Here is a 24,284-nt window from a genome sequence, read left to right as displayed (position 1 = left end):
GCCAGTCAGGGCAAAGGTGTCAGCCAAATTGACGCTGTCACCATAGCACAGTTCCTGCTATTCAAAATTTAGAATATAAAGTCATAAAAGTGCTTAACTGACTGGCATTACCGCCACAGGGGCGGTTTTTTTAAACACACGACAGGAGTTGGCGCTTATTTTCCCTGCTGGGATTTGAGCAGATCGCGGATTTCGCTCAGCAGCTCCTGATCCTTGGTGGGGCCAGCGGGAGTGGCGGCCTCTTCCTGCTTCTTCTTGAGGGTGTTGATGGCTTTGAGCCCCATGAAGATGGCGAAGGCGATGATCAGGAAATCGATGATGGTCTGGATGAACCTGCCGTAGGCGATGACCACGGCCGGGGTGGCGCCTTCGGCGTCCTTCAGGGTCACGACGAGATCGCTGAAGTCCACTCCCCCCAGGACCAGACCAATTGGCGGCATGATCACGTCACCCACGAAGGAGGAGACGATCTTGCCGAAGGCGGCACCAATGATGATGCCAACTGCCATGTCGATGACGTTGCCTCTTGCTGCAAAGGCCTTGAACTCTTGGATCAGACTCATGTTTCCCTCCCCAAACGGGCAGAGTGCGGCCGCTGTCGCACCCACGGTTGAATAATAAAATATCAGGAAAACAGAGGGATGACCGTCTTGTTTCCTGTCGTCACGGCTAGCTTGCTGGGCCTCTGCCCAATTGGCAACCTGTCAGAGAAGGATTTTTTGTGACCTCCACTATTAATCAGTAAGTAATTAACAGGTTGAGACCTGGATATAGCCTGAGTTACCTTGTGAGTCCATTCGTTCATGCCAAGTGAGTAAAAGAGTGAAGCATTTACTACTGGGAATGATGCTGCTGTGCACGTTTGCTGCCAGCGCGGGGATGGATCCCCAATTATTGAAACAGCGTATAGAGCAGCGGCTCGGGGTGCAGGTATATCTGGTGGATGAAACCCCCATGCCTGGCCTCTTTATGCTGGGCACGGCTCAGGGGCCGCTCTATACCGATGCCAAGGGAGACTATGTGCTCCAGGGCATCATGCTGGATCTGGGCCACGACATGAAAAACCTCACCATGCAGGGCCAGCGTCAGCAACGGCAGCGGGCCCTGACCCAGATCGGCGAACGGCGTATGCAGCTCAAGGCGGTGCCCGAGCGTCACAGCGTTACCTTGTTTACCGACCTGACCTGCAGCCGCTGCCGTGCCGCGCTCGATGAGCTGCCCATACTGCAGGCGCTGGGGGTGAGCGTGCAGCTGTTGCCAGCGCTGGGAACCTTCGCCGATCTGGCCGAGGCGCAGGCGCGCTGGTGCGATCCCGGTCTGTTCAGTGAACTCAGTCTCAGTGATCGTTTGCCTGCGGCCGGTTGTAATGAGATCCTTGCCCATCATATCGGCCTGAGCCAGTGGCTCGGGATCAAGGCGCTGCCGAGCTGGGTCCTGCCAAACGGGGATCTGGTGCGGGGTTATCAGAGCCCTGAACAACTGCTCAAGATACTGGATCACATCAATGCCCCTGCAAATCCGTCGTCGTCCGCGAGTTGATGATTCCCATCTGCCCGCCACCCTGCATCCACTGCTTCGCCAAGTCTTCGCCAGCCGTGGCGTAGAGGATCCCGTCCTGCTGGAGCGCAGTGCCAGCTCGCTGCTGCCGCCCCAGCGTCTGTTTGGCATGGAGCAGGCGGTGCCGCTGCTGGCGGCGGCGCTCACTGCTCAGCAGCGTATCCTGATCGTCGGTGACTTTGACTGCGACGGCGCCACCAGCTCGGCCCTGTGCGTGCTGGCGCTGCGGGCCATGGGCGGTCACCACATCGATTTTCTGGTGCCCAATCGCTTCGAGTTCGGCTACGGCCTCACGCCGGAGATAGTCGAGCTGGCGGTGGCGCGTGGCGCCGAGTTTCTCATCACGGTAGACAACGGTATCTCCAGCATCGCCGGGGTAGCGGCGGCCAAGATGGCCGGCATGCAGGTGCTGGTCACCGATCATCACCTGCCGGGCCAGGAGCTGCCTGCTGCCGACGCGATAGTGAACCCCAACCAGCGCGGCTGCGACTTTCCCTCCAAGTCACTGGCCGGGGTGGGGGTGGCCTTCTATCTGATGGCGGCCCTCAACACCCACCTGCGCCAGCTGGGCTGGTACGAGCGGCAGGGTATTCGTGTCCCCAATGTGGCGGATTATCTGGATCTGGTGGCGCTCGGTACGGTCGCTGACGTGGTGGCGCTCGATGGCAACAACCGCATCCTGGTGCATCAGGGGCTGCAGCGGATCCGGGCTGGTCGCTGCCGTCCCGGCATCCAGGCGCTGGTGGACGTATCGGGCCGCGATGGCCGCCGTCTCACCGCCGCCGATCTTGGCTTTGCGCTGGGGCCGCGCCTCAACGCAGTGGGCCGCCTCGATGACATGTCCCTCGGGGTCGCCTGTCTGCTCAGCGATGACCTCAATCTGGCGCGTCAGCTCGCCTCCGAGATGGACAGCCTCAACCAGGAGCGCAAGGAGATAGAGCAGGGGATGCAACAGGAGGCGCTCGCGACCCTGGAGCAGATCCGTTTTCGCGATGGCGAAGTTCCATCCGGCATAGTGCTGCACAGAGACGAGTGGCATCAGGGGGTGGTGGGGCTGGTGGCCTCCAAGGTGAAGGAGCAGTACTACAGGCCGGTCATCGCTTTTGCCGAGAGCAGCGAGACCGAGCTCAAGGGTTCCGGCCGCTCCATCCCCGGGGTGCATCTGCGCGATGCCCTCGAATTGCTCGATACCCGCCACCCCGGCCTGATGGGCAAGTTTGGCGGCCACGCCATGGCGGCGGGGCTGACCCTGCCCAAGGCCAACATCGAGGCCTTCGGCCGCGCCTTCGAGGGGGTCATCAGCGAACTGGTAACCCCCGAGCTGCTGACCGGGGTGCTGCTCACCGATGGCGAATTACTGCCGGATGAGCTCAGCCTTGAGCTGGCGGAGCTCATTCGCGCCTCCGGCCCCTGGGGTCAGGCCTTCCCTGAGCCGCTGTTTGACGGCGAATTCGTGCTGGTACAGCAGCGGCTGGTGGGGGAGAAACACCTCAAGATGATGCTGACCACGGATTCGGGCCATGCGGTGGATGCCATTGCCTTCGGGGTCGACCTCAAGCGCTGGCCGGACGCCTCTGTGAAGCGGGTGCGGCTGGTCTATCGGCTCGATGTCAACGAGTGGCGCGGCAACCGCAGTGTGCAGCTGCTGGTGGAGCATCTGGACGCCGCCGGCATCTAGTACCGGCTCTGGCGCACCTGCTCACGACAACGGCCACCTCAGGGTGGCCGTGTTGTTATCAGCCTGGGCTGCCAATCAGGGGGTTGGACCCAAATGTAAGTCGCAGACGATAGAACCCCCTTTCTTTTAGTGGATTTTAAGTACCACCTTTTGGGATGGGAAGGGTGTTTAGTATCGTAAAAAGTTAATTAATGGATGTTTAAATTCAATAAATTGATAGCGTGTGATACATTTAGCCCGTTTTATCCGTTGTCTTTTTCAGGGACCTGACTGCTTGCCACCCTTTGGCCGATCACCGACAGGGCTGATGGCCCTCGCCATCGCCTCTATCTTGTGGCTTGCCGCCTTCGCGGCGGGAGGCATCAGTGCGCCCGGTCAGCCTGTATCGGCCGAGCGGGTGGTTGCGATGCAACTGCACGAGCCGTCCGATCCGGGGCTCGTCAACAGCGCCAGCCTGCCGCCGGGCGGCCAGTGGCGGTTCAGCGTCGAGCAGGGGCGGCGGCTTGAGAGCGCCAGTCCCTCCGAGCTGTATCAGATGCTACTGGCCTGGTTCCAGCACGAGATCCTGGGCCTGCTTTGTGGCCTGCTGTTCTTCCTGCCCCTCATCTACCTCAGGCAGCTGTCCGGTTACTTCGGTTACCTGCACAAACGCCTGCTGATCTGCCACCACCTGCAATTTCGCTTCTGCCACGGCCACTCGCGTCCGGCTTGCTGCTGAGCGCGCACCGGATCCCGGCGTTTCCTCGTCGACTGACTGCTTGAGCCCCGTTGCCGGCTGACGCCTGCGATCGGTTGCTGCGCCTTGTTGCCCCTGCTACCCCAGCCGCCGTGCGGGAGCCGGGCCCTTCTCTGCACAAGCTGTGAGCCGATCCGATGGATTATTATGTAAACCTGTTTATTCAGTCGATTTTTGTCGAAAACCTGGCGCTGGCCTTCTTTCTGGGCATGTGTACCTTCCTGGCCGTTTCCAAGAACATCCATACCGCCTTTGGTCTCGGCTTGACGGTGCTGGTGGTCATGGTGATCGCCATCCCCCTCAACAACCTGATTTACCGCCATATCTTGCGGGCAGGCAGTACCTTTTTTGGGGAATTCGATCTGGGATTTCTCGATTACATCATCTACATCGGGGTGCTGGCGGCGCTGGTGCAGGTGATGGAGATGGTACTCGACAAGCATTTCCCGGCGCTCTATCACGCGCTGGGCATCTATCTGCCGCTCTTGACGGTGCACTGCGCCATCTTCGGCGGGGTCATGTTTATGGCCCAGCGGGATTACGATTTCATCGAATCCGTGGTGTATGGGGCGGGTTCCGGACTCGGCTGGTTGCTGGCCATCGTTGCCATCGCCGGTCTGCGCCAGAAGATGAAGTATTCGGATGTACCCGATGGGCTGCGCGGCATCGGCATCACCTTCATCGTGGCCGGGTTGATGTCGCTCGGTTTCATGTCCTTCTCCGGCATGTCACTCTAGGTGTGCCACCTGTGAAAACGGCCACTTGCGTGGCCGTTTTGCTATTCGGCGGGGGCTATCATCCCCAGCAGCCGGTCATGGACCAGCGGCAGTGTCAGGAAGCCGTCCCGATCGAGGAAGTGGCCACCCTGCTCCAGGCTGTAGAGCGGCGCGGCCAGCTGCTCGCTCAGATGCTGGCAGTAGCGATAGGGCACTATGGCATCGTCGCGGGAGGCGACCACGACGCGCTGGGGGGCCAGGGTCATGATGTGCGCCGGGTCGTAGCCCGGCAGCATGAAAGGATCCAGCTCCGGCAGGGTGTGCAGCGGCTGGTCGAAACCGGACACCAGCAGGATCCCGCCCACCCGGCGGGAGACGGGCAGGCGGCTGAGCTGACGCAGTATGGCGATGCAGCCGAGGCTGTGGCCCAGCAGGAAGGTGCGCTCATCGTGATCCCGGACCAGGTTGTCCATGGCGGCATCCCAGGCAGCCGGTACCGGCTGGTGCGGGTCTGGCATGGCCAGTACCTCGACATGAATATCGCGGGTTTCGAGCTGCTGCTTGAGCCAGGGGAACCAGTGGGACTTGGGGGAGGCAGTGTAGCCGTGCACGATGAAAACGCGGGTGTGTGACATGAGCATGATCCTGAAACGGGACAACAGGGAATGAAAAACCGTGCCGCTGCGGCAACTGGCCGGGGCGGCCACATCATAGCAGCGCTTGCCGGGTGACGACACGCCCCTGTCTGGGTGGTACAGGGGTGGGTCAAACCGCTCAGTCCAGCCGCTTGGCCATGTTGTAGCCGGTGATGGCGAAGCCTGCCTCCTGGTAGAGCGCCAGGCCGCGCGGGTTGTCGTACGCGACCCGCAGCTTGATCTGGCTGATGCCATTGGCCCTGAGCGCGGTTTCCAGCACCGCCATGGCAGCCTTGCCAATGCCCTGGCTGCGGTGAGCCGGTGCGACATAGAAGTCATAGATAAAGGTGGCGCTGGCATCGGGGTCGATGGCGTGCCAGAGATAGCCCAGTGGCAGCATTTCTGCGGCTGTCGCTGGGCCAGCCCCCTCCGTTTCACCGGCGGGCAGGATGCAGAGCAAACCGTGGCCAGCGGTGTCGACCCCTTGCGGCAGAGAGTGCAGCAGGGAGGCCTCGGCCTTGCGACGGGCGGTGGCGAGATCATGGCCATGATTGTTGGCGAGATCCTGCGCATAGTCCTCGATGAAGTAGGCGCAGTAGGCGGGGTAGTGGGCCTGGCTCATGGGGATCAGGCGAACGAGGGGGGTTGGCATACTGCACATCACTCAACGGACGAATGGGTGCCCACGTTAACCCGGCGGCGAAGTGAGCGCAAACGGCGCTGACGCATCGCTTGCGGTTGCCCGGTACAGATGGCGCGCGGCTGGCCCATAAAAAAGAGCGCCCTTGGGCGCTCTTTTTTGACCAGGGGTGGAGGCGGTTATTTCACCTCTTCACCCTTGGCTTGCAGGTCTGCATGGTAGGAGGAGCGGACGAAGGGGCCGCAGGCAGCGTGGGAGAAGCCCAGCTCCATGGCGATATCCTTCAGTTCGTCAAACTCTGCGGGCGGCACGTAGCGCTTTACCGGCAGGTGGTGGCGGCTCGGCTGCAGATACTGGCCCAGGGTCAGCATGTTGACGCCGTGCTCGCGCAGATCGGTGAGTACCTGCACTATCTCCTCGTTGGTCTCGCCAAGGCCCATCATGACACCGGACTTGGTCGGCACATGGGGGTGCATCTCCTTGATGCGGCGCAGCAGCTCAAGGGACCACTTGTAGTCGGCACCGGGGCGGGCGACACGGTACATGCGCGGGGCGGTTTCCAGGTTGTGGTTGAACACGTCCGGCGGCGTCTCGCGGAACACCTCCAGCGCCTGCTCCATCCGGCCACGGAAGTCCGGGGTGAGGATCTCGATGCGGGTCTGCGGGCTGTGCTCGCGGATCTGCTTGATGCAGTCGGCGAAGTGCTGGGCACCGCCGTCACGGAGATCGTCGCGGTCCACCGAGGTGATGACCACGTATTTCAGCCCCATCTCCTTGATGGTGAGTGCCAGCTTCTTCGGCTCGTCGGGATCCAGCGCCAGCGGGCGGCCGTGGGCCACGTCGCAGAAGGGGCAACGACGGGTGCATATGGCGCCCATGATCATGAAGGTGGCGGTGCCGTGGTTGAAGCACTCTGCCAGGTTGGGGCAGGAGGCCTCTTCACACACTGAGTGCAGCTTGTTCTTGCGCAGCGTGCTCTTGATGTGCTCGATCTTCTGGCTGGACGGCGGCAGCTTGATCCGCATCCAGTCCGGTTTGCGCAGCACTTCCTCGTTGGGATCCGGCATGAATTTCACCGGGATCAGGGCCATCTTATCGCCATCGCGCAGCTTGACGCCCGGCTCCATACGAACGGGTTTGCTCATGATTCACTCTCGGTGTTTGTTATTGTTTGGTTGATAGCCGTCAGGGTCATCTCTGTGCCCTCGCGGCCGTACGGCAGGGCTTGCTCAGGCCGCATCGTCGATATTCGTGATCGTGTGATAGCCAATCAGGCTGGCCAGTTCGGCCACCAGCAGGGCCTGTGCTTCGGCCACGCTCTGCGGGCCGCCCAGGTCGCTGGTCTGGGTCATGGCCATGCCCGCATAACCGCACGGGTTGATGCGCAGGAAGGGGGTCATGTCCATGTTGATATTGAGCGCCAGCCCGTGGAACGAGCAGCCCTTGCGGATGCGCAGGCCCAGCGAGGCCAGCTTGGCTTCTGTCTGCATCGAGGTGCCCAGCTCGTTCTTCACATAGACGCCGGGGGCATCGGGTTTGGCATAAGCCTCAATCCCACTCTTTGCCAGGGTCTTGATGATGGCGGTTTCCAGACAGGTCACCAGCTCGCGCACCGACAGCTTGCTGCGGCGCACATCCACCAGGACATAGAGCACCAGCTGGCCAGGGCCGTGATAGGTCACCTGACCGCCGCGATCGCTCTGCACCACGGGGATATCGCCCGGTGCGAGCAGGTGCTCGGCCTTGCCGGCCTGGCCCTGGGTATAGACGGCATCGTGCTCCACTACCCAGAACTCGTCCGGGGTGTCGCTGGTGCGGCTATCGGTGAAGGCCTTCATGGCGTCCCATACCGGCTGGTAGGGGCGGCGACCCAGGTGTCTGACGAGCAGCTGTGGCTGGGCGGGGATCTGGGATGACATCTTTTCCTCACAGGCTGGTGCTTGAGTCGGCACCATGGGTCAGCACTCGGGGTGGCACAAAATCAATCGCCCCTGGCGGGGCGAGAGAGGCAGCTTACAGGACGTAACGAACCAGCTCTATGTTACCGAGGGCGGTATACATGGCTTCGATATGTTCCTTGCTCTGGGCCGTTACTGTGACCCGCACCGAGTGGTAGTTGCCCTTGGTACTGGGTTGAACGGTCGGGCTGTAAGTACCAGGGGCGTGTTGCTGTAGCACTTCCACCACCTGATCCGGCAGGGCCGGGTCGGCAACGCCGAGCACCTTGAACGGGAACTTGCAGGGAAACTCCAGCAGTTCATCAAACTTGGTATTCATCTACTCACCTTTTGGCGTCATCACGGGATGACTTCATCTTTAATCTTGCGTGGCTGATGGCCTATGGCTCATCAGGCCGTCATGTACAAGCCTATATGGGCATTGCCCGGGCAGAGATCAAGGCCCGGACAGCTCGACAAGACATGGAGATGCTGCTTTTTACCACAAATCGACAGTCGGCGGAACCTGCAGAATGCAGGGTTATTCGCTGGTATGACCGGGTAAAGACAGCAGCGGCGCCTGTTAGCGCCGCTGTTTGGTCAGGATTGTGCGTCTTTCTTACTTGAACCAGCTGGAGACCAGCATTACCAGGTAATCCCACAGACGGCTCATCAGCCCGCCCTCCTGCACTTCTTCCAGCGCGACCAGCGGAACCTGCTTGATCTCCTTGTCGCCCTGCTTCAGGAACACGGTACCGACCCGTTGGCCTTTGGCCAGCGGGGCTTTCAGTTCGCTCTCGAGCTGGAAGTCCGCTTTCAGGTTGTTGCCCTGACCACGGGTGACCAGCACGGACACATCCTTGTCGACGCCCAGTTTCACTTCAGACTTGTCGCCCATCCAGATCTTCTGGGTGACCAGCTCGGTGCCGGCCTTGTACGGGGTCAGGCTCTGGAAGAAGCGAAAACCGTAGGTGAGCAGCTTCTTGCTCTCGGCGGCGCGGGAACCTTCGCTGTTGGCGCCCAGCACCACGGCGATCAGGCGCATGCCTTCGTTGTTGGTGGCGGAGGATACCAGGTTGTAGCCGACCTGGCTGACGTGGCCAGTCTTGATGCCATCCACTTGCAGGGACTGATCCCACAGCAGGCGGTTACGGTTGTGCTGGGTGATGCCGTTGAACACGAAGGATTTCTGGGCGTAGATCTTGTACTCCTCCGGCTGATCGTGGATCAGGGCCTGACCCAGGCGAGCCATGTCGCGAGCAGTACTGTAGTGACCTTCTTCATCCAGTCCGTGGGGGTTTTTGAATTGGGTATCTTTCATCCCCAGCTTGGCGGACCAGGCATTCATCAGGCTGGCAAAGGAGTCCGTGCTGCCCGCCAGGAATTCGGCCATGGCGACACAGGCGTCATTGCCGGACTGGATGATGATGCCCTTGTTCAGATCATCGACGGAGACCTGTTTGCCCACCTCGATAAACATCTTGGAGGAGTCGCTGTAGTTTTTGGACCAGGCGTTTTTGCTGATGGTCACCATGTCGGTGTTCTTGATGTTTCCTTCCAGCAACTCGTGACCAATGATGTAGGAGGTCATCATCTTGGTCAGGCTGGCAGGCGGCAGGCGTTCATCGGCATTGGCTTCTGCCAGTACCTGACCCGAGTAGTAGTCGATCAGAATATGGGCCTTGGCGGAGATCTCCGGCGCGGCGGGAACGACCATGGGGGCGGCGTTCGGAGTGGGGACTGGCGTATTGGCCTGGGCGGTGGCGCTGATCAGGGAGGCCAGAATAACTGAACGGGCAAATTTGGACATCTTGAAATTCCTGGAGCCTGGAAGGGGGGTAACCCAAGTTAAAATGCGGGCTTAACTATACCAGAAGCGCCCGTCGGTCATAGTCCGGCGTACTATCTGGTCTGGTTTTTTCTCCATCGGGAGCCGTCGTCACGCCGGGAAACGACGTGACGACGGGCTCCAGACGCTGGCTCACCGGGATGAGCCGCATGGTTTCAGGGGACGATAAAGGCTTGCTCCACCCCTCCTTGACGGATCTGCTCGAGCAGGCTTGCCTGCTGATCGGCGGCGACCGGTCCCAGCAGGACCCGGAAGAGGGCGCCGTGGACCACCACCTGATACGGCACGCCGTAGCGCTGAGTCATCACCTTGCCCATGGCTTCAGCCCTGGGCTGGGAGCCGCTGGCCAGCACCTGGATCATCTTGCCGTCACCGCTGCTGGCGGGGGCGGCCGCCTTGGCCGGCGCCGGTTTGGCGGCTGGCGTGGCCATGGCGAGCGAGGTCGGTTCACCCATAAAACCCTCCTGCGCCGAAGCTTTCGGCGCGGCCGGGATCGCTGGGCTCTGCGCCGGTTGCATGGGTTGCATCGGCATCATGGGCACCATTTCGATCATCTGATCCGGTTTGTCGTTGATCAGCTCCAGCCGTACCCGCGCTTCACCGCTATCGATCATCTCCAGCTGCTTGGCGGCAGCGTAGGAGAGATCGATGAGGCGAGTGCTGTCGGACGGGCCGCGATCGTTGACTCGCACGATAGTCTCCAGCCCGTTGGCCAGGTTGGTTACCCGCACATAGCTTGGCAGCGGCAGGTTGCGGTGGGCGGCGCTGAACAGCGTGCTGTCCAGCACATCGCCGTTGGCGGTCTTCTGGCCATCCAAGTCCGGCGACAGCCAGCTGGCGGTGCCCTCTTCGCTGTAGTGTTTGATGTCGCGCCACACCTCGTGCTTCTGCTTGCCGATCCAGTAGTCCCGGTTGCCGCTGGCACTCAGGGGCTCGGGACGTGGTATGGCGCCTGTGGCTTGCGGGATCTCGATGACCTGGGGTTTTTCCTGCTGGACGTGTTCCTGCGGCAGGGGGGCCTGCTCCGGCTGGCTGCTACAGGCGGCCAGCAACAAGCTCAGGCTGAGCGGGAGAAATTTGTGGCTGTAATGCATACGCTTCCTGGATTGCTTGACTGAGTTGATGTGCCGCCATCGCATAGAGAGGGCTGCGGTTATAGCGGGTTATCACATAAAAATTGTGGCGCGCGACCCAGTATTCCGGTCCATCGGCCTGTTCCAATACCAGCAATTTCACTGGCGTCTGTGGCGCCAACTGTGTGGCGAGTTCAATGCCGGCGGCGGCCAGCTCTGCCCACTGCTGCTTGAGCTCGGGCTCGGGTCTGAGCAGAGCACTGACGGGGGCCAGGCCGATCAAGGCGGGCTCGACGGCAGACTCGCCCCAGCGCCATTGATGCTCGGCGAAATAGTTGGCGACGCTGCCGATGGCATCGACCGGGTTGGCAAACAGATCCCGCTTGCCATCCCCGTCAAAATCGACAGCGTAGTGGCGGTAACTGGAAGGCATGAACTGCCCCATGCCCATGGCACCCGCATAGGAGCCCTTGAGGCGGGTGAGTGGCCACTTCTCCTCTTTGGCCAGCAGCACCAGCTGGGCAAATTCCTTGGCGAAGTACTCCTCGCGCGCGGGGTAGTGAAATCCCAGGGTGTAGAGGCTGTCGAGCACCGAGTGGCGGCCCATCTGGCGGCCGTAGAAGGTCTCTATGCCGATGATGGCGACGATGAGGGAGGCGGGCACCCGATAGATCTGCTCTGCGCGGGCCAGCGTCGTCGCATGCTGTTGCCAGAACTGCTGCCCGTCACGGATGCGATCCGGAGTGACGAACAGCGGGCGGTAGCGATGCCAGGGCTTGGCCTCCCACGGTCGGCTGATGGTGTCGAGTACCTCCTGGCGCAACCGGGCCTGCGCCGTGGCCGCCTGCAATTCGGCCAGCGGCACCTGCTGCTGTTCGGCGAGCAGGGCCAGCCGCGCGGGCTCCGGGGCTGCACTCGCCGTCAGCGAGCACAGGGCGAGCGCCAACCAGCCCCCTCTCATCAGGCCAGCAGCCTTCTGTGGGTCTGGATCGACATCAGGATGCCGAAACCCGCCATCAGGGTCACCATGGAGGTACCGCCGTAGCTCACCAGTGGCAGGGGCACCCCTACCACCGGCAGTATGCCACTCACCATGCCCATGTTGACGAACACATAGACGAAGAAAGTGAGGGTCAGGGCCCCCCCGAGCAGACGCTCGAAGCTGTTCTGGGCCTGCATGGAGATGAACAGGCAGCGGCTGATGATGTAGAGATAGATGACCAGCAGCAAGGCGACCCCCACCAGTCCGAACTCCTCGCTGAAGACCGCAAAGATAAAGTCGGTGTGGCGCTCGGGCAGAAATTCAAGCTGGGACTGGGTGCCTTGCAGCCAGCCCTTGCCAAAGACGCCGCCAGAGCCGATCGCTATCTTGGACTGTATGATGTGATAGCCGCGCCCAAGCGGGTCTTTTTCCGGGTCGAGCAGCATCAGTACCCGCTGGCGCTGGTAGTCGTGCATCAAGAAAAACCAGAGCACCGGCATGAAGGCGCAGATGAGCAGCACCGCCAGGCCGATCAGCCACCAGCTGATCCCCGCCAGGAAGATGACGAAAAAGCCGGAGGCAGCCACCAGGATGGAGGTGCCGAGATCGGGCTGGGCGGCGATCAGCAGGGTGGGCAGCAGCACCATCACCAGGGCGATGACCACATGGCTGAATTTGGGGGGCAGCGAATGGCGGCTGAGCCAGGCTGCCACCATGATGGGCATGGAGACCTTCATCACCTCGGAGGGCTGGAACTTCATGAAGCCGAGATCCAGCCAGCGCTGGGCCCCTTTGCCGATGTGGCCGAACACGTCCACCGCAATGAGCAGCAGCACCACCACCACGAACAGCGGCACAGACCAGCGCGCGTAGAGGGAAGGAGGCAGCTGGGCCATGCCGATCATCAGGCCGAAGGCCAGTCCGCCGCGCACCAGCTGGCGCACGATGGAGTCCACGCTCTGACCTGAGGCAGAGTAGAGCACCACCATGGAGAGGGACATCAGGGCCAGCAGGCCGAGAAACAGCGGCAGGTCGATATGCAGCCGGTACCAGATGCTCTGTCGCTGCGCGGAATTACTCATGGGAAACGGCCTCGGGTGATGGGGGCGGCTGCTTGGGAGCCGGTGGCAACTGGGGCTCTGGTGGCACCAGATAGGCATCCAGCATCTGGCGTGCCACTGGCGCGGCCATGCTACTGCCGCCGCCGGCGTTTTCCAGCACCAAGGCGACTACGGCCTTTGGGGCGTCAAACGGAGCAAAGGCGACGAACAGGGCGTTGTCACGGTGTTCCACCTTCATGGTGCTGGCGTCGTAGACCTGGTTCTCTTTCATGCCCACCACCTGGGCGGTGCCTGACTTGCCTGCCGCTTTGTAGGGTGTGTTGGCAAAGGCGCGGCGCCCGGTGCCTTCAGTGCCGTTGATGACGCGCCACATGCCGTCCTTGGCCACCTGCCAATAGGCATCATTCTTGGCCTTGAGCGCCATGTTCGGGTTGACGGGGGCGTTGACAACCCCATCCTGCGAGGCCGTGCTCTTGAGTAGGTGTGGCGTCACATCGTGGCCGTTCTGGGTCAGTATGCTGGTGGCCTTGGCCAGCTGGATCGGGGTGGCGCTCCAGTAGCCCTGACCGATACCGACAGAGATGGTGTCACCCTGATACCAGGGCTGGCGCCAGCGAGCCATCTTCCAGTCTCTTGATGGCATGACCCCCTTGGTCTCCTCATAGATATCGACCCCACTGTACTGACCAAAGCCAAATTTGGTCATGTAGTTATGCATTTTGTCGATGCCGACCCGATAGGCGAGATCGTAGAAATAGGTATCTGCCGACACCTCGATGGCGCGGTAGACATCAAGCCAGCCATGGCCCCAGCGGCGCCAGTCGCGAAACTTCTTGGTGGTGCCCGGGATGGAGAAGCTGGGGCCGCCGAAGTAGCGGTAGTTGGGGGTGATGGCCCCCTCGTTCAGCCCCATCACTGCCAGCATGGGCTTGACGGTGGAGGCGGGGGCATAGATGCCCTGAGTGGTGCGATTCACCAGCGGGCGGGCCGGATCGTTGAGCAGCGCCGAATAGTTGGTGTTAGAGATGCCGGTCACGAACAGGTTGGGGTCGTAGCTCGGGCTCGACTCCATGGCCAGGATGGCGCCGGTATTGGGATCCATCATGACGATGGCGCCCCGGCGACCGGCCAGCAACTCTTGTGCTTTAAGCTGCAGGCGAATGTCGATGTTGAGGTAGATGTCCTTGCCGGGCTCGGGTGGCTGGAACTTGAGGGTGCGCACCACGCGGCCGCGGTTGTTGACCTCGACCTCCTGATACCCGGCCACCCCGTGCAGCTGATCCTCGTAGAACTTCTCCACTCCCTGCTTGCCGATATCCTTGGTGGCGGCATAGTTGGCGAGCTTGTCCTCCTTGTCGAGGCGCTCCACGTCGCGGGTGTTGATCTTGGCCACGTAGCCCAGCGCATGAGTGAGGGTGTCACCAAACGGATAGTAGCGCTTGAGGTAGGCCTCTATGCTGGCGCCCGGATAGTTGTGCTGGTTGACCGAGAAGAGCGCGACCTGATACTCGGTCAGCTTCTCGAACAGAGCCACCGGCTTGAAACGGCGCTGGCGTTTGACCTCAGCCAGAAACTTCTCCTTGGTGCCTTCCGGCAGTGCCAGCAGGGTGATCAGTTCGTCGGCGGTCTTTTCCAGGTCTTTGGTCTCTTCCGGCACGATTTCCAGGCTGTAGACGGGGCGGTTCTCCGCCAGCAGCACACCGTTGGCGTCATAGATGAGGCCACGTGGCGGCGCCACGGGCACGACCCGGATCCGGTTGTCATTGGAGCGGGTCTGATAGGTCTCGAAGGATTCGACCTGCAGGTAATAGAGATTGCCCAGCAGCACCAGCATCAGCACTATCATGCCAATGTAGGCAACTAGGGTGCGTCGGAAGAAGAGGCGACCCTCGGCGCTGTGGTCGCGCATTTCGATGCGATTCTTCAGCATGCCGCTACCTTATGACAGACGAAGGGAGAAGACAAAAACCCCATGGGTTATTCCCTGTGGTACGGATGATTGGTAGTGATGCTCCAGGCGCGATAGAGGCTCTCGGCCACCAGCACCCGCACCAGCGGGTGGGGCAGGGTCAGCGGCGACAGCGACCAGCTCTGCTCGGCGGCGGCCTTGCACTCGGGCGACAAGCCCTCCGGGCCTCCGACCAGCAGTGCCACGTCGCGACCATCCAGCTTCCAGGCTTCCAGTTGCACGGCGAGCTGCTCCGTGGTCCAGGGTTTGCCGGGAATATCCAGGGTCACGATACGCGAGCGGCCAGCGGCGGCCAGCATGGCTTCCCCTTCCTTTTGCAGGATGCGGGGAATATCGGCATTTTTGCCGCGCTTTCCGGCGCCGATCTCGACCAGCTCGAACGGCATGTCTTTGGGGAAACGGCGACGGTACTCTTCGAAGCCACGCTCTACCCAGGCAGGCATCTTGGTGCCCACTGCAATCAACTGGATCTTCATCGTTTGTTACACTTGTGCTCTGTTATTGCGCATTCACTTGAGCGGTAGCGCCCCAGAGTTTTTCCAGTTGGTAGAAGTCGCGATATTCGTCCTGCATCACGTGCACTATGGCTTGTCCCAGGTCCACCAGTACCCATTCCCCCGTGAGCTGCCCCTCCACGCTCAGCAGATCGAGCCCGGCATGGCGAGCTTCGCTGGCCAGATGATGGGCGATGGCGCTGACGTGGCGACTGGAGTTGCCGGAACAGACGATCATGGTGTCTGTGATGCTGGATTTACCGCGCACATCAAGGGTGATGATGTCGCGGCCTTTCATGTCATCGATCTTGTCGACGATAAAGGCATGCAGTTCTTGGCCTTGCAATGATCTTCTCCTGTGTTCCGACGCCTGAGGGCGGCGGATTATATCATGGTCACTCCCGTTTCCCAGTCTGGCGAAGGGGAGTGGAACGGGGGCCGTGCCCGCTTGGCAAACCAGGCCCCTGTTGATCAATATAGTGCGCAACCGGCAGAGACAATAGTCGGCGCCGGTTGCGGTCAGCTTGCCGGGTAGAGGCCTTGCTGCCGAATGTAATCGGCCACCGACGGCGGCAGCAGGTAGCGGGGATCCTCCCCGGCCGCCAGCAGGGCTCTGAGCCGGGTGGCCGACAGCTCGATGGGTTGGTTGTCCGCCAGCCAGATATGGCCAGCCAGGCGCTGGTGCAGTGCGGTGGCATCCGTGGTGTGATGGCGAGCCAGCAGCTCGGCAACTTCCCCGGGGTAATCAGGTCGCCAGCCCGGTCGCACACTCACCACCAGGTGGGCATGATCGAGCAGCTCTTGCCAGCGGTGCCAGCCAGGCAGGCCGAGCAAGGAGTCCATCCCCATCAGAAAGCAGAGCGGGGTGTCGGGCAGTTCATGACGCAGCTCGATGAGGGTATCGATGGTGTAAGAGGGCTTGTCCCGCTTGAGCTCCCGCTCATCCACCACGAATCCCGCATTCTCTGCGGCCGCCAGTTTGACCATGGCGAGGCGCTGCTCGCTCGAACAGAAGGGGTTGGCGCGATGGGGGGGAATATGGTTCGGGATCAGCCGGATTTCGGCCAGCCCGATAGCGTCCCGCGCCTCGATAGCCGGTCGCAGGTGGCCGATATGGATAGGGTCGAAGGTGCCGCCAAGCAGGCCGATAGGAGCCTTCGCAGCCTTCAGCACGGGCTGTTCTCCATGACCAGCGGCAACGGGGTGCCATCGCGAAAACCCAGGGCTATGGTCTGCAACATCAGCCAGGCTTGCTCGGTGTCGAAGCGACGCTGGGCGTCGTCAAGCTGGGCCATCAGCTGCCACAGCTGCTGCAATTTGGTGAAGGGCAGCCGGGTCAGGGCCTGCTGGATCAACTGCTGGCGGCTCTGCCAGATACGCAGGCGGGAGAAGTGTTCCACCAGCGGTTGACCGGCTCTGGCGGCCAGGGCCAGCTCGGTGAGCTGCTCCAGCTCGCGGCACAGGGCCCAGGCCAGCATGCCTGGCTCTGTGCCCTCGGCACGCAGGGCCAGCAGGATGCGTTGGGCCCGGTTCACCTTGCCCTCCAGCAGGGTATCGATGAGCTGGAATGGGGTGAAATGGGCGTGGCGTACTATGGTCTCTTGCAGATAGGCGACGCTGATGGGCTGGGGCGGCGCCAGCAGGGTCAGCTTTTCTATCTCCTGGCTGGCGGCCAGCAGGTTGCCCTCGTAGGAGTGGCACATGAAGTTGATGGCATCCGGCAGCGCCTTGAGGCCGAAACGTTGGAAGCGGGCGCTCATCCAGCGCGGAAAGAAGCGTGGCTCGGGGTGATTGACCGGCACATAGGTGCCGTTCTGGCTGAGCTTGTCGAACCAGGCCGCCTTCATCTGGGTTTGGTTGAGGCGACCACCGCTGAGCACCAGCAGCAGATCCGGATGCAGTTGCTTGCCAATCTCGCTGATGCGGGCGGCCAGATCTTTGTCGACCTTGGCCGGCAGCTCCAGCTCGATGATTTGGCGGGCGGAGAAGAGGCTCATGGCCTGACAGGCATCATAAACCTGATTCCAGTCCAGCCCCTGCTCCACCACGAAGGTATGGCGCTCATCGAACCCTTGCTTGCGGGCGGCCTGACGGATGGCGTCGATGGCCTCCAGCTTGAGCAGGGGCTCGTCACCAAAGATGAGGTAGCAGGGTTTGAGCCCTGCCTTGAGATGATCCGTAAACTGCTCGGGGTAGATCCGCATCAGAACTTGGCCTGGTTGAGTAGGTGGGTCGCAAGGTCGATGGCCTGCTCTTGCAGATTGAGCAGGGGCTCGTCACCAAAAACGAGGTAGCAGGGCTTGAGCCCTGCCTTGAGGTGATCCGCAAACTGCTCGGGATAGACTCTCATCAAGATACTCGCATCAGAACTTGAGCTGGCTCAGCTGGCGGATAACCAAGTTCGCGGCCTGCTCCTGCATCTCCTTGCCAAGCTGCTCCTGCTCGCGGGAAGAGGCCAGTGCCGCATCCGGCTTGTTCAGGAAGCTGCGGTTGAAGGTGATGGGGAAGACCTGGGTCGGCTTGCCCGGCATGGAGACGGTGAACTGGGTGTTGTAGCCCAGCAAGTATTCACGGGCCTGGCCGATGGCGTCGACCGAGGCAACCTGGCTGGTGCTGCTGACGCCGGACAGGGTCAGCACAGGTATGCCCTCTTTGTCGGCGAGCTTGACGCCCGCCGCCTTGAGGCGGGTGGTGACCAGTCGGTATAAGTCGCTCTTGTTGTCACCGACCACCTTCATGGTCATCAACTCGGGCGGAATTGCCGTGCCTCGCATCTGAAAACCGCAAGCCTGCAACAGCAGGCCCATCAGCACGATAGCCATCCAGCGAATGAGGGGGGTGCCCATATGAAATCCTCTTTGCATAAAGTGAAGCACGGCGGGCGCAGGGCCCGCCGTCATCCTCGTTGGCAACGATCAGCGGACCTCTTCCCTGTCTCCCCTTTGCACGGGGAGGCGCAACATGCGCCCTCCCTGGCAAGGGGTGGACGAGGTCCTCGCTACCATCAGTTAGCGACAATATTGAGCAGCTTGCCCGGCACATAGACGACCTTGCGAACCGTCAGACCGTCGGTGAATTTCTGCACCGAGGCATCGGCCATGGCCAGCTTCTCGACGTCAGCCTGGCTGATCTCGGCCGGTACGGTCAGCTTGCCGCGCATCTTGCCGTTGATCTGCACCACCACCAGCTTCTCGGTCTCGACCATGGCCGCGTCATCGGCCACTGGCCATGCAGCGTGGTCCACATCGTCGCCCTTGCCCAGCATCTTCCACAGCTCGAAGCCGATGTGCGGGGTGATGGGGGAGAGCATGATCACAACCGCTTCCAGTGCTTCCTGCATCAGGGCGCGGTCCTGCTCGTCACAGCCCAGCTTGGAGAGGTTGTTCATCAGCTCCATGATGGCGGCGATGGCGGTGTTGAAGGTCTGACGGCGACCCACGTCGTCGCTCACCTTGGCGATGGTCTTGTGCAGTTCACGGCGTACCGCTTTCTGCTCGTTGGTGAGAGCCGCCACATCCAGCGCGGCAACAGCGCCACCAGAGACGTGCTCGAAGGTGGTGCGCCACAGGCGACGCAGGAAGCGCTGGGCCCCCTCCACGCCGGAGTCGGACCACTCCAGGGTCATCTCGGCCGGGGAGGCGAACATCATGAACAGACGGACGGTATCGGCGCCGTAACGCTCCACCATCAGCTGCGGGTCTATGCCGTTGTTCTTGGACTTGGACATCTTGGTCATGCCGGAGTGGATCACTTCACGGCCCTCAAGGTCGATGGCCTTGGTGATGCGACCTTTCTCGTCACGCTCGACCTTGACGTCGGTCGGGCTGACCCAGACGTTGCCGCCTTTTTCGTCTTTGTAGTAGAAGGCGTCGGCCAGCACCATGCCCTGGCAGAGCAGACGCTTGAACGGCTCGTCGCTGTTCACCAGCCCTGCGTCACGCAGCAGCTTGTGGAAGAAGCGGGCGTAGAGCAGGTGCATACAGGCGTGTTCGATACCGCCTATGTACTGATCCACCGGCAGCCAGTGGTTGGCAGCAGCCGGGTCCAGCATGCCCTTGTCGTAGTCGGGGGAGCAGTAGCGAGCGTAATACCAGGAGGACTCCATGAAGGTGTCGAAGGTATCAGTCTCGCGGAACGCTTCCTGACCCTTGTAAGTGGTCTTGGCCCACTCGGCGTCGGCTTTGATCGGGCTCTGGATACCGTCCATCACCACATCTTCCGGCAGCAGTACCGGCAGTTGATCTTCCGGGGTCGGCACGACTGTGCCGTCCGCCAGGGTCAGCATCGGGATGGGGGCACCCCAGTAACGCTGACGGGAGACGCCCCAGTCACGCAGACGGAAGTTGACGGTGCGCTTGCCCTTGCCGAGCGCTTCCAGCTTGCTGGCGATGGCATCGAAAGCCGCCTGGAACTCGAGACCGTCAAACTCGCCGGAGGCGAACAGCACGCCCTTCTCGGTGTAAGCGGCTTCGCTCACGTCCACCTCGCCATCGGCTGGCTTGATCACCGCCTTGATGTCGAGGCCATATTTGGTGGCGAACTCATGGTCGCGCTGGTCGTGACCCGGAACCGCCATCACGGCGCCGGTGCCGTAGTTCATCAGCACGAAGTTGGCGACCCAGACCGGCACCTGGCGGCCATCCAGCGGGTGAATGGCATAGAGGCCGGTGGCCATGCCCTTCTTCTCCATGGTGGCCAGCTCCGCTTCGGCTACCTTGGTGTTCTTGCACTCGTCGATAAAGGCGGCCAGTTCCGGATTGGTCGCAGCAGCCTGCAGCGCCAGCGGGTGACCGGCGGCGATACCGACATAGGTGACGCCCATGAAGGTGTCCGGACGGGTGGTGTAGACTTCCAGCTGCTCAGCCTGACCCTCGATGGCGAAGCTGATGTTGACCCCTTCGGAGCGGCCAATCCAGTTGCGCTGCATGGTCTTGACCATCTCCGGCCAGCCGTCCAGATTGTCGATATCGCTGAGCAGCTCTTCGGCGTAGTCGGTGATCTTGATGAACCACTGGGGGATCTCTTTCTGCTCCACCGGGGTGTCGCAGCGCCAGCAGCAGTTGTCGATCACCTGCTCGTTGGCCAGTACCGTCATGTCGTTCGGGCACCAGTTGACGGAGGAGGTCTTCTTGTAGACCAGCCCCTTTTCGTACAGCTTGGTGAAGAACCACTGCTCCCAGCGGTAGTAATCCGGCTTGCAGGTCGCCAGCTCGCGATCCCAGTCATAACCCAGCCCCAGCATCTTCAGCTGGTTCTTCATGTATTCGATGTTTTCGTAGGTCCAGGGGGCCGGTGCCGTGTTGTTTTTGACCGCGGCGTTCTCCGCCGGCAGACCGAATGCGTCCCAACCTATGGGTTGCAGCACGTTCTTGCCATTGAGGCGTTGATAACGGGAGATCACATCACCTATGGTGTAGTTGCGAACGTGCCCCATGTGTAGACGACCAGACGGATAGGGGAACATGGAGAGACAGTAGAACTTTTCCTTGTCTACTTTCTCCACCGCCTTGAAGGTTTTCTTGGCATCCCAGTGCTGTTGCACTGCTGGTTCTATGGATTGGGGAACGTATTGCTCTTGCATTGGTGACATCCGGATCTGTGAAATGAATAGATAAATCAGCTGGGAAATCGCAATAGAATACCCATATCCAGCGGCGGCAACAACCGCCAGCATCCGTCAGCCCTTATGCCGGGCATGATCAGGGTTCAGTAGAGGAGTAACGACCATGGACAAGCGTCAAAAAGGGTACGAAGCCTTCATTGCAGAGCTGCAAAAACAGTGGCAAGAGACTGAAGAGTTTCAGGGGGAGCGCCTCAACCGGATGATCGCCAAGGTGCAGGCCTATCTGGAGGCGGCCGGTGACCTGACTCAGGATGAGCTGGCGCTGATTGCCGAGTACGTGAAGCGGGATCTGGGCAACTATGACGAGGGGCGCGCCGAGGTGGAGGAGTCTGCCTTTATGCTGGCTCTCAAAGACACCGCCTGGTCCTGGCTGGCGGACGTGACCGACCGCGCCCAGGTGGAGTGGCGCGAGCTGGCCGACGAGCTGGAGCACAAGGGGGTGTACGAGGCGGGTGACTGGGTGGGCCTCGGCGTCATGGTGTGCGAGCAGTGTGGCTGGCGCCATACTGTGCTGCATCCACAGCCGCTGGATACCTGCCCCGAGTGCGGCGGCTACGAGTATCACCGCGAGCCGCTCTCGCCCTGATCCCGTCAAATAACCAGATGGAAAGAGGCGCCCAGGGGGCGCCTCTTGTGTTCAGCGATGAGCCGGACTGCCGGTTCAGAGCTCGCGGGCCCAGGGATGAGCACGGGGGCGCAATGCCAGTGCCAGACCGAGCAGCAGGGCCGTCAGCCCGTACAGCGGCCAGCTGCCAAAGCGCAGGTAGGGGGTCGAACCGTGGGCGGGACGCACCTCGGCTCTCAGCACCCCGGCCTCGAACTGCGGGAGCTGGGCTATGATGCTGCCGTCGATTTCGGTGACTATGGTGATGCCGGTGTTGGTGTTGCGCAGCAGCGGGCGAGCCAGCTCCAGCGCGCGCATGCGGGCTATTTCCATGTGCTGCCAGGGACCGATACTGGTGCCGAACCAGGCATCGTTGGAGATGGTCAGCAGGAAGTCGGTATCCGGCTGCACGTTGCGGCGCACTTCGTCCGGGAAGATGATCTCGTAGCAGATGGCGACGGCGAACTTGAACCCCTTGGCGATCAGGTTCGGTTGCTGCGCATTCCCGCGACTGAAGGAGGACATGGGCAGGTTGAAGAGGGGCGCGATGGGACGCAGCAGATCTTCAAACGGCACGAACTCGCCGATGGGCAGCAGGTGATGCTTGTAGTAGCGGTTCTGGTGCCCATAGTGATACGACTCCTTGCCATCCGCGTCCTGCACCCCCATGCCCAGCACGGTATTGAAGAAGCGCTGCTGCTCGAAATCATAATGAATGATGCCCACCAGCAGGCCGGTGTCGTTCACCTTCATCGCCTTGTCCAGGCTATCCAGGTAGTTGCCCATCTCCTTCTCGATGGCCGGGATCGCCGATTCCGGCCAGATGATGATGTCGGCATCCTGGTGCTCGCGGCTGAGATCCTGATACTTGCGCACCGTCGGTACCAGCGCCTCGGGATCCCATTTGAGAGACTGCGCTATGTTGCCCTGCACCAGGGCGACCTTGACCGGCTCGCCCCGGGTCACCCAGTTGATCTGCATCAGCCCCTGAGCGGCACCGATCAGCGCGACGGGCAGCAGTAGCCAGACCGGCTTGCGGCTCTGCCACACCAGCCAGAGAGCGGAGGCCGACAGTAGCAGTGCCAGCGTGATGCCCTGCACCCCCAGGATGGGGGCCAGGCCCTTGAGCGGCCCGTCGATCTGGCTGTAACCAAACCAGAGCCAGGGGAAGCCTGTCATCACCCAGCCGCGCAACCAGTCGGCCACCAGCCAGAGCGCAGGGAAGGCGAGCAGCCAGCGGCTCCAGTGACGACCACTGAAGAAACGGGCGAAGGCCCAGCAGGCCAGGGTCGGGTAGAGCGCCAGATAGGCCGACAGCCCGACCAGCAGCACGAAGGCGACCGGCAGTGGTATGCCACCAAACATGGTCATGCTGACGTGGATCCACCAGAGCCCGGGCAGAAACAGACCCATGGCATAGCCAAAGCCACGCCAGGCTGCCTGCCTGGGGTTGGCCTTGTCCAGCAGGGCATAGAGGCCGAGCAGAGACAGGATCACCAGCGGCCAGTAGTTAAAAGGGGAGAAGGCCAGCACGGCGAGCGCGCCGGATGCCATGGCACAGAGGCTTGTCAGGAGTTTCGATTTCACGGGCAATAGAGGCTCGGATTGGACTGCAACAGGTTGATTGGCCGGTATCTTAACCTGTAAATACGGTCAACGGCGAGCCTCCCAGCTGTGGTGGGCGCCACCGGGCGGGAAACGGGAAATAAAGGGCGGCGTGCCGGGCAAGGAATGACGTGCGGGGTCAGAGGGTAGGGTTACCTTCTCCTGTGGCCAAATGGCAAGCGCCCCGACGATCGGGGCGCTGATGCTTCACGGCTGGCTGGGAGCCGTGCTGAATTTACTGGGCTTCAGACTGGGCCGCGACATGGTTGTCGGGGATCTTCACCTGCAGCTGCTGCAGGCGGCGCCTGTCGGCGTGCATCACCTTGAACAGGTAGCCGTCCAGCTCTATCTCCTCGCCCTTTTTCGGCAGGTGGCTGAAGGCGTGCATCACCAGACCGCCCACCGTATCCACCTCTTCATCGCTGAACTGGGTGCCGAAGAAGTCGTTGAAATCCTCGATCTCGGTGAGGGCGCTGACCGAGAAGACCCGCTTGCTGATGCGGCGGATCTCGTCCGGCTCATCTTCGATGTCATCAAACTCGTCGTCGATCTCGCCGACGATGAGCTCCAGTATGTCTTCAATGGTCACCAGACCCGAGACGCCACCAAACTCGTCCACGACGATGGCCATGTGGTAGCGTTCTTCACGAAACTCCTTGAGAAGACGGTCGACCCGCTTGCTCTCGGGCACGATCACGGTAGGGCGCAAGATTTTCTCGAGCTGCAGCGGCTCGCTGGCGTGATGGCCGCCAAACCCGAACGGCAGCAGATCCTTGGCGAGCAAGATGCCCTCCACATGATCCTTGTCTTCGTTGATCACCGGGAAGCGGGAGTGACCGGATTCGATGATCACGGGCAAGATGTCGTCCACCGGCTGGGACTTCTCTATGGTGACCATCTGGGAGCGGGGGATCATGATGTCGCGAACGCGCAGCTCGGCAATTTCGAGCACGCCCTCAATCATGTCTTTGGTGTCCTGATCGATAAGATCGCGCTCCTCGGCATCGGCTATCACATCCACCAAATCGTTGCGGTCTTTTGGCTCGCCCTGGAAGAGTTGGCTGAGTTTGTCGAGCCAGGTTTTCTTCGGCGAGCCGGTACTAGGGTGATCGTCGGTCATTTTTT

The 24,284-nt window shown here is 61.4% G+C and carries 25 protein-coding genes; 5 read left to right on the top strand and 20 right to left on the bottom strand.

Annotated elements, in window-relative coordinates; translation table 11 throughout:
* Positions 1-155: 155 nt before the first annotated feature.
* Positions 156-563, bottom strand: a complete 408-nt coding sequence (gene mscL / locus BN1129_RS04405; protein ID WP_042034739.1) for a large-conductance mechanosensitive channel protein MscL — start codon at positions 561-563, stop codon at positions 156-158.
* A 259-nt stretch (positions 564-822) separates the two neighbouring features.
* Here mscL and BN1129_RS04400 point away from each other — a divergent pair, with 259 nt between their 5' ends.
* The 4 genes from BN1129_RS04400 to nqrE all read left to right on the top strand — a co-directional run bounded on the left by BN1129_RS04400 (position 823) and on the right by nqrE (position 4,708).
* Complete coding sequence (locus BN1129_RS04400; protein ID WP_042034737.1) at positions 823-1,539, top strand: disulfide isomerase DsbC N-terminal domain-containing protein; 717 nt, start codon at positions 823-825, stop codon at positions 1,537-1,539.
* Positions 1,505-3,235, top strand: a complete 1,731-nt coding sequence (gene recJ, locus BN1129_RS04395) for a single-stranded-DNA-specific exonuclease RecJ (protein ID WP_042034736.1) — start codon at positions 1,505-1,507, stop codon at positions 3,233-3,235. The genes BN1129_RS04400 and recJ overlap by 35 nt, the downstream gene beginning before the upstream one ends.
* 307 nt (positions 3,236-3,542) lie before the next feature.
* Positions 3,543-3,953 carry a hypothetical protein gene (locus tag BN1129_RS04390; protein WP_042034735.1) on the top strand — a complete coding sequence of 137 codons (411 nt, stop codon included), beginning with the start codon at positions 3,543-3,545 and terminating at the stop codon, positions 3,951-3,953.
* 155 nt (positions 3,954-4,108) lie between these two features.
* Positions 4,109-4,708 carry an NADH:ubiquinone reductase (Na(+)-transporting) subunit E gene (gene nqrE / locus BN1129_RS04385; protein ID WP_042034734.1) on the top strand — a complete coding sequence of 200 codons (600 nt, stop codon included), beginning with the start codon at positions 4,109-4,111 and terminating at the stop codon, positions 4,706-4,708.
* A gap of 41 nt (positions 4,709-4,749) precedes the next feature.
* On the opposite strand, the gene BN1129_RS04380 is transcribed toward nqrE, so the two are convergent.
* From BN1129_RS04380 to leuS, 17 genes are all read right to left on the bottom strand, one after another.
* Positions 4,750-5,322, bottom strand: coding sequence for an RBBP9/YdeN family alpha/beta hydrolase (locus tag BN1129_RS04380; RefSeq protein ID WP_042034733.1), 573 nt, complete (start codon positions 5,320-5,322; stop codon positions 4,750-4,752).
* A gap of 139 nt (positions 5,323-5,461) precedes the next feature.
* Positions 5,462-5,974 carry a GNAT family N-acetyltransferase gene (locus BN1129_RS04375; RefSeq protein WP_042034732.1) on the bottom strand — a complete coding sequence of 171 codons (513 nt, stop codon included), beginning with the start codon at positions 5,972-5,974 and terminating at the stop codon, positions 5,462-5,464.
* Between the two features lie 167 nt (positions 5,975-6,141).
* Entirely contained in the window at positions 6,142-7,107 is a 966-nt protein-coding gene (gene lipA / locus BN1129_RS04370; protein WP_042034731.1) for a lipoyl synthase, read from the bottom strand.
* A gap of 84 nt (positions 7,108-7,191) precedes the next feature.
* Entirely contained in the window at positions 7,192-7,881 is a 690-nt protein-coding gene (gene lipB, locus BN1129_RS04365; protein ID WP_042034730.1) for a lipoyl(octanoyl) transferase LipB, read from the bottom strand.
* A gap of 94 nt (positions 7,882-7,975) precedes the next feature.
* Positions 7,976-8,239, bottom strand: a complete 264-nt coding sequence (gene ybeD, locus BN1129_RS04360; protein ID WP_042034729.1) for a DUF493 family protein YbeD — start codon at positions 8,237-8,239, stop codon at positions 7,976-7,978.
* A 279-nt stretch (positions 8,240-8,518) separates the two neighbouring features.
* Entirely contained in the window at positions 8,519-9,709 is a 1,191-nt protein-coding gene (locus BN1129_RS04355; RefSeq protein ID WP_042034728.1) for a serine hydrolase, read from the bottom strand.
* Between the two features lie 194 nt (positions 9,710-9,903).
* Positions 9,904-10,842, bottom strand: coding sequence for a septal ring lytic transglycosylase RlpA family protein (locus tag BN1129_RS04350; protein ID WP_042034727.1), 939 nt, complete (start codon positions 10,840-10,842; stop codon positions 9,904-9,906).
* Positions 10,784-11,782: a lytic murein transglycosylase B gene (mltB, locus tag BN1129_RS04345; RefSeq protein WP_042034726.1), complete on the bottom strand. Its 999-nt coding sequence runs from the start codon at positions 11,780-11,782 to the stop codon at positions 10,784-10,786. The genes BN1129_RS04350 and mltB overlap by 59 nt, the downstream gene beginning before the upstream one ends.
* Complete coding sequence (gene rodA / locus BN1129_RS04340; protein ID WP_042034725.1) at positions 11,782-12,885, bottom strand: rod shape-determining protein RodA; 1,104 nt, start codon at positions 12,883-12,885, stop codon at positions 11,782-11,784. The genes mltB and rodA overlap by 1 nt, the downstream gene beginning before the upstream one ends.
* Positions 12,878-14,794 carry a penicillin-binding protein 2 gene (gene mrdA, locus BN1129_RS04335; RefSeq protein ID WP_042034724.1) on the bottom strand — a complete coding sequence of 639 codons (1,917 nt, stop codon included), beginning with the start codon at positions 14,792-14,794 and terminating at the stop codon, positions 12,878-12,880. The genes rodA and mrdA overlap by 8 nt, the downstream gene beginning before the upstream one ends.
* Positions 14,795-14,841: 47 nt before the next feature.
* The gene (gene rlmH / locus BN1129_RS04330; protein WP_042034723.1) at positions 14,842-15,309 is read right to left on the bottom strand and encodes a 23S rRNA (pseudouridine(1915)-N(3))-methyltransferase RlmH; all 468 of its coding nucleotides are present in this window, start codon (positions 15,307-15,309) and stop codon (positions 14,842-14,844) included.
* A gap of 22 nt (positions 15,310-15,331) precedes the next feature.
* Positions 15,332-15,673 (bottom strand): ribosome silencing factor, encoded by a 342-nt coding sequence (rsfS, locus tag BN1129_RS04325; RefSeq protein ID WP_042034721.1) that lies wholly within the window; start codon positions 15,671-15,673, stop codon positions 15,332-15,334.
* A 173-nt stretch (positions 15,674-15,846) separates the two neighbouring features.
* Positions 15,847-16,497, bottom strand: coding sequence for a nicotinate-nucleotide adenylyltransferase (gene nadD / locus BN1129_RS04320; protein ID WP_157013258.1), 651 nt, complete (start codon positions 16,495-16,497; stop codon positions 15,847-15,849).
* A complete protein-coding gene (holA, locus tag BN1129_RS04315) occupies positions 16,494-17,531 on the bottom strand; it encodes a DNA polymerase III subunit delta (protein WP_042034719.1) in 1,038 nt (345 codons plus the stop codon). The genes nadD and holA overlap by 4 nt, the downstream gene beginning before the upstream one ends.
* Positions 17,531-17,677: a hypothetical protein gene (locus BN1129_RS04310; RefSeq protein WP_042034718.1), complete on the bottom strand. Its 147-nt coding sequence runs from the start codon at positions 17,675-17,677 to the stop codon at positions 17,531-17,533. Before BN1129_RS04310 ends, holA begins: the two co-directional genes overlap by 1 nt.
* A 13-nt stretch (positions 17,678-17,690) precedes the next feature.
* Entirely contained in the window at positions 17,691-18,173 is a 483-nt protein-coding gene (locus BN1129_RS04305) for an LPS-assembly lipoprotein LptE (RefSeq protein ID WP_042034717.1), read from the bottom strand.
* A gap of 158 nt (positions 18,174-18,331) precedes the next feature.
* A complete protein-coding gene (gene leuS, locus BN1129_RS04300) occupies positions 18,332-20,908 on the bottom strand; it encodes a leucine--tRNA ligase (protein ID WP_042034716.1) in 2,577 nt (858 codons plus the stop codon).
* A gap of 145 nt (positions 20,909-21,053) precedes the next feature.
* On the opposite strand from leuS, the gene BN1129_RS04295 reads away from it, so the two are divergent.
* Positions 21,054-21,536, top strand: a complete 483-nt coding sequence (locus BN1129_RS04295) for a zinc ribbon-containing protein (RefSeq protein ID WP_042034715.1) — start codon at positions 21,054-21,056, stop codon at positions 21,534-21,536.
* A gap of 75 nt (positions 21,537-21,611) precedes the next feature.
* On the opposite strand, the gene lnt is transcribed toward BN1129_RS04295, so the two are convergent.
* On the bottom strand, positions 21,612-23,108 hold the full coding sequence (lnt, locus tag BN1129_RS04290) for an apolipoprotein N-acyltransferase (protein WP_042034714.1): 1,497 nt from the start codon (positions 23,106-23,108) through the stop codon (positions 21,612-21,614).
* Positions 23,109-23,394: 286 nt separating this feature from the next.
* Entirely contained in the window at positions 23,395-24,279 is an 885-nt protein-coding gene (corC, locus tag BN1129_RS04285; protein ID WP_042034712.1) for a CNNM family magnesium/cobalt transport protein CorC, read from the bottom strand.
* Positions 24,280-24,284 lie beyond the last annotated feature (5 nt).

The organism is Aeromonas popoffii, from assembly GCF_000820025.1.
Lineage (GTDB): Bacteria > Pseudomonadota > Gammaproteobacteria > Enterobacterales > Aeromonadaceae > Aeromonas > Aeromonas popoffii.
This window is presented reverse-complemented; position numbering and strand designations above follow the sequence as displayed.

Excerpts from the sequence above, each read along its gene's own strand:
- BN1129_RS04305 (WP_042034717.1), bottom strand. The coding sequence starts at position 18,173 with ATGGGCACCCCCCTCATTCGCTGGATGGCTATCGTGCTGATGGGCCTG.
- lipA (WP_042034731.1), bottom strand. The coding sequence starts at position 7,107 with ATGAGCAAACCCGTTCGTATGGAGCCGGGCGTCAAGCTGCGCGATGGC.
- mrdA (WP_042034724.1), bottom strand. The coding sequence starts at position 14,794 with ATGCTGAAGAATCGCATCGAAATGCGCGACCACAGCGCCGAGGGTCGC.
- rodA (WP_042034725.1), bottom strand. The coding sequence starts at position 12,885 with ATGAGTAATTCCGCGCAGCGACAGAGCATCTGGTACCGGCTGCATATC.
- lnt (WP_042034714.1), bottom strand. The coding sequence starts at position 23,108 with ATGGCATCCGGCGCGCTCGCCGTGCTGGCCTTCTCCCCTTTTAACTAC.
- nqrE (WP_042034734.1), top strand. The coding sequence starts at position 4,109 with ATGGATTATTATGTAAACCTGTTTATTCAGTCGATTTTTGTCGAAAAC.
- leuS (WP_042034716.1), bottom strand. The coding sequence starts at position 20,908 with ATGCAAGAGCAATACGTTCCCCAATCCATAGAACCAGCAGTGCAACAG.
- BN1129_RS04295 (WP_042034715.1), top strand. The coding sequence starts at position 21,054 with ATGGACAAGCGTCAAAAAGGGTACGAAGCCTTCATTGCAGAGCTGCAA.
- lipB (WP_042034730.1), bottom strand. The coding sequence starts at position 7,881 with ATGTCATCCCAGATCCCCGCCCAGCCACAGCTGCTCGTCAGACACCTG.
- BN1129_RS04390 (WP_042034735.1), top strand. The coding sequence starts at position 3,543 with ATGGCCCTCGCCATCGCCTCTATCTTGTGGCTTGCCGCCTTCGCGGCG.
- BN1129_RS04310 (WP_042034718.1), bottom strand. The coding sequence starts at position 17,677 with ATGAGAGTCTATCCCGAGCAGTTTGCGGATCACCTCAAGGCAGGGCTC.
- corC (WP_042034712.1), bottom strand. The coding sequence starts at position 24,279 with ATGACCGACGATCACCCTAGTACCGGCTCGCCGAAGAAAACCTGGCTC.
- BN1129_RS04350 (WP_042034727.1), bottom strand. The coding sequence starts at position 10,842 with ATGCATTACAGCCACAAATTTCTCCCGCTCAGCCTGAGCTTGTTGCTG.
- mscL (WP_042034739.1), bottom strand. The coding sequence starts at position 563 with ATGAGTCTGATCCAAGAGTTCAAGGCCTTTGCAGCAAGAGGCAACGTC.
- mltB (WP_042034726.1), bottom strand. The coding sequence starts at position 11,782 with ATGAGAGGGGGCTGGTTGGCGCTCGCCCTGTGCTCGCTGACGGCGAGT.
- BN1129_RS04375 (WP_042034732.1), bottom strand. The coding sequence starts at position 5,974 with ATGCCAACCCCCCTCGTTCGCCTGATCCCCATGAGCCAGGCCCACTAC.
- recJ (WP_042034736.1), top strand. The coding sequence starts at position 1,505 with ATGCCCCTGCAAATCCGTCGTCGTCCGCGAGTTGATGATTCCCATCTG.
- rlmH (WP_042034723.1), bottom strand. The coding sequence starts at position 15,309 with ATGAAGATCCAGTTGATTGCAGTGGGCACCAAGATGCCTGCCTGGGTA.
- BN1129_RS04380 (WP_042034733.1), bottom strand. The coding sequence starts at position 5,322 with ATGTCACACACCCGCGTTTTCATCGTGCACGGCTACACTGCCTCCCCC.
- BN1129_RS04355 (WP_042034728.1), bottom strand. The coding sequence starts at position 9,709 with ATGTCCAAATTTGCCCGTTCAGTTATTCTGGCCTCCCTGATCAGCGCC.
- holA (WP_042034719.1), bottom strand. The coding sequence starts at position 17,531 with ATGCGGATCTACCCCGAGCAGTTTACGGATCATCTCAAGGCAGGGCTC.
- ybeD (WP_042034729.1), bottom strand. The coding sequence starts at position 8,239 with ATGAATACCAAGTTTGATGAACTGCTGGAGTTTCCCTGCAAGTTCCCG.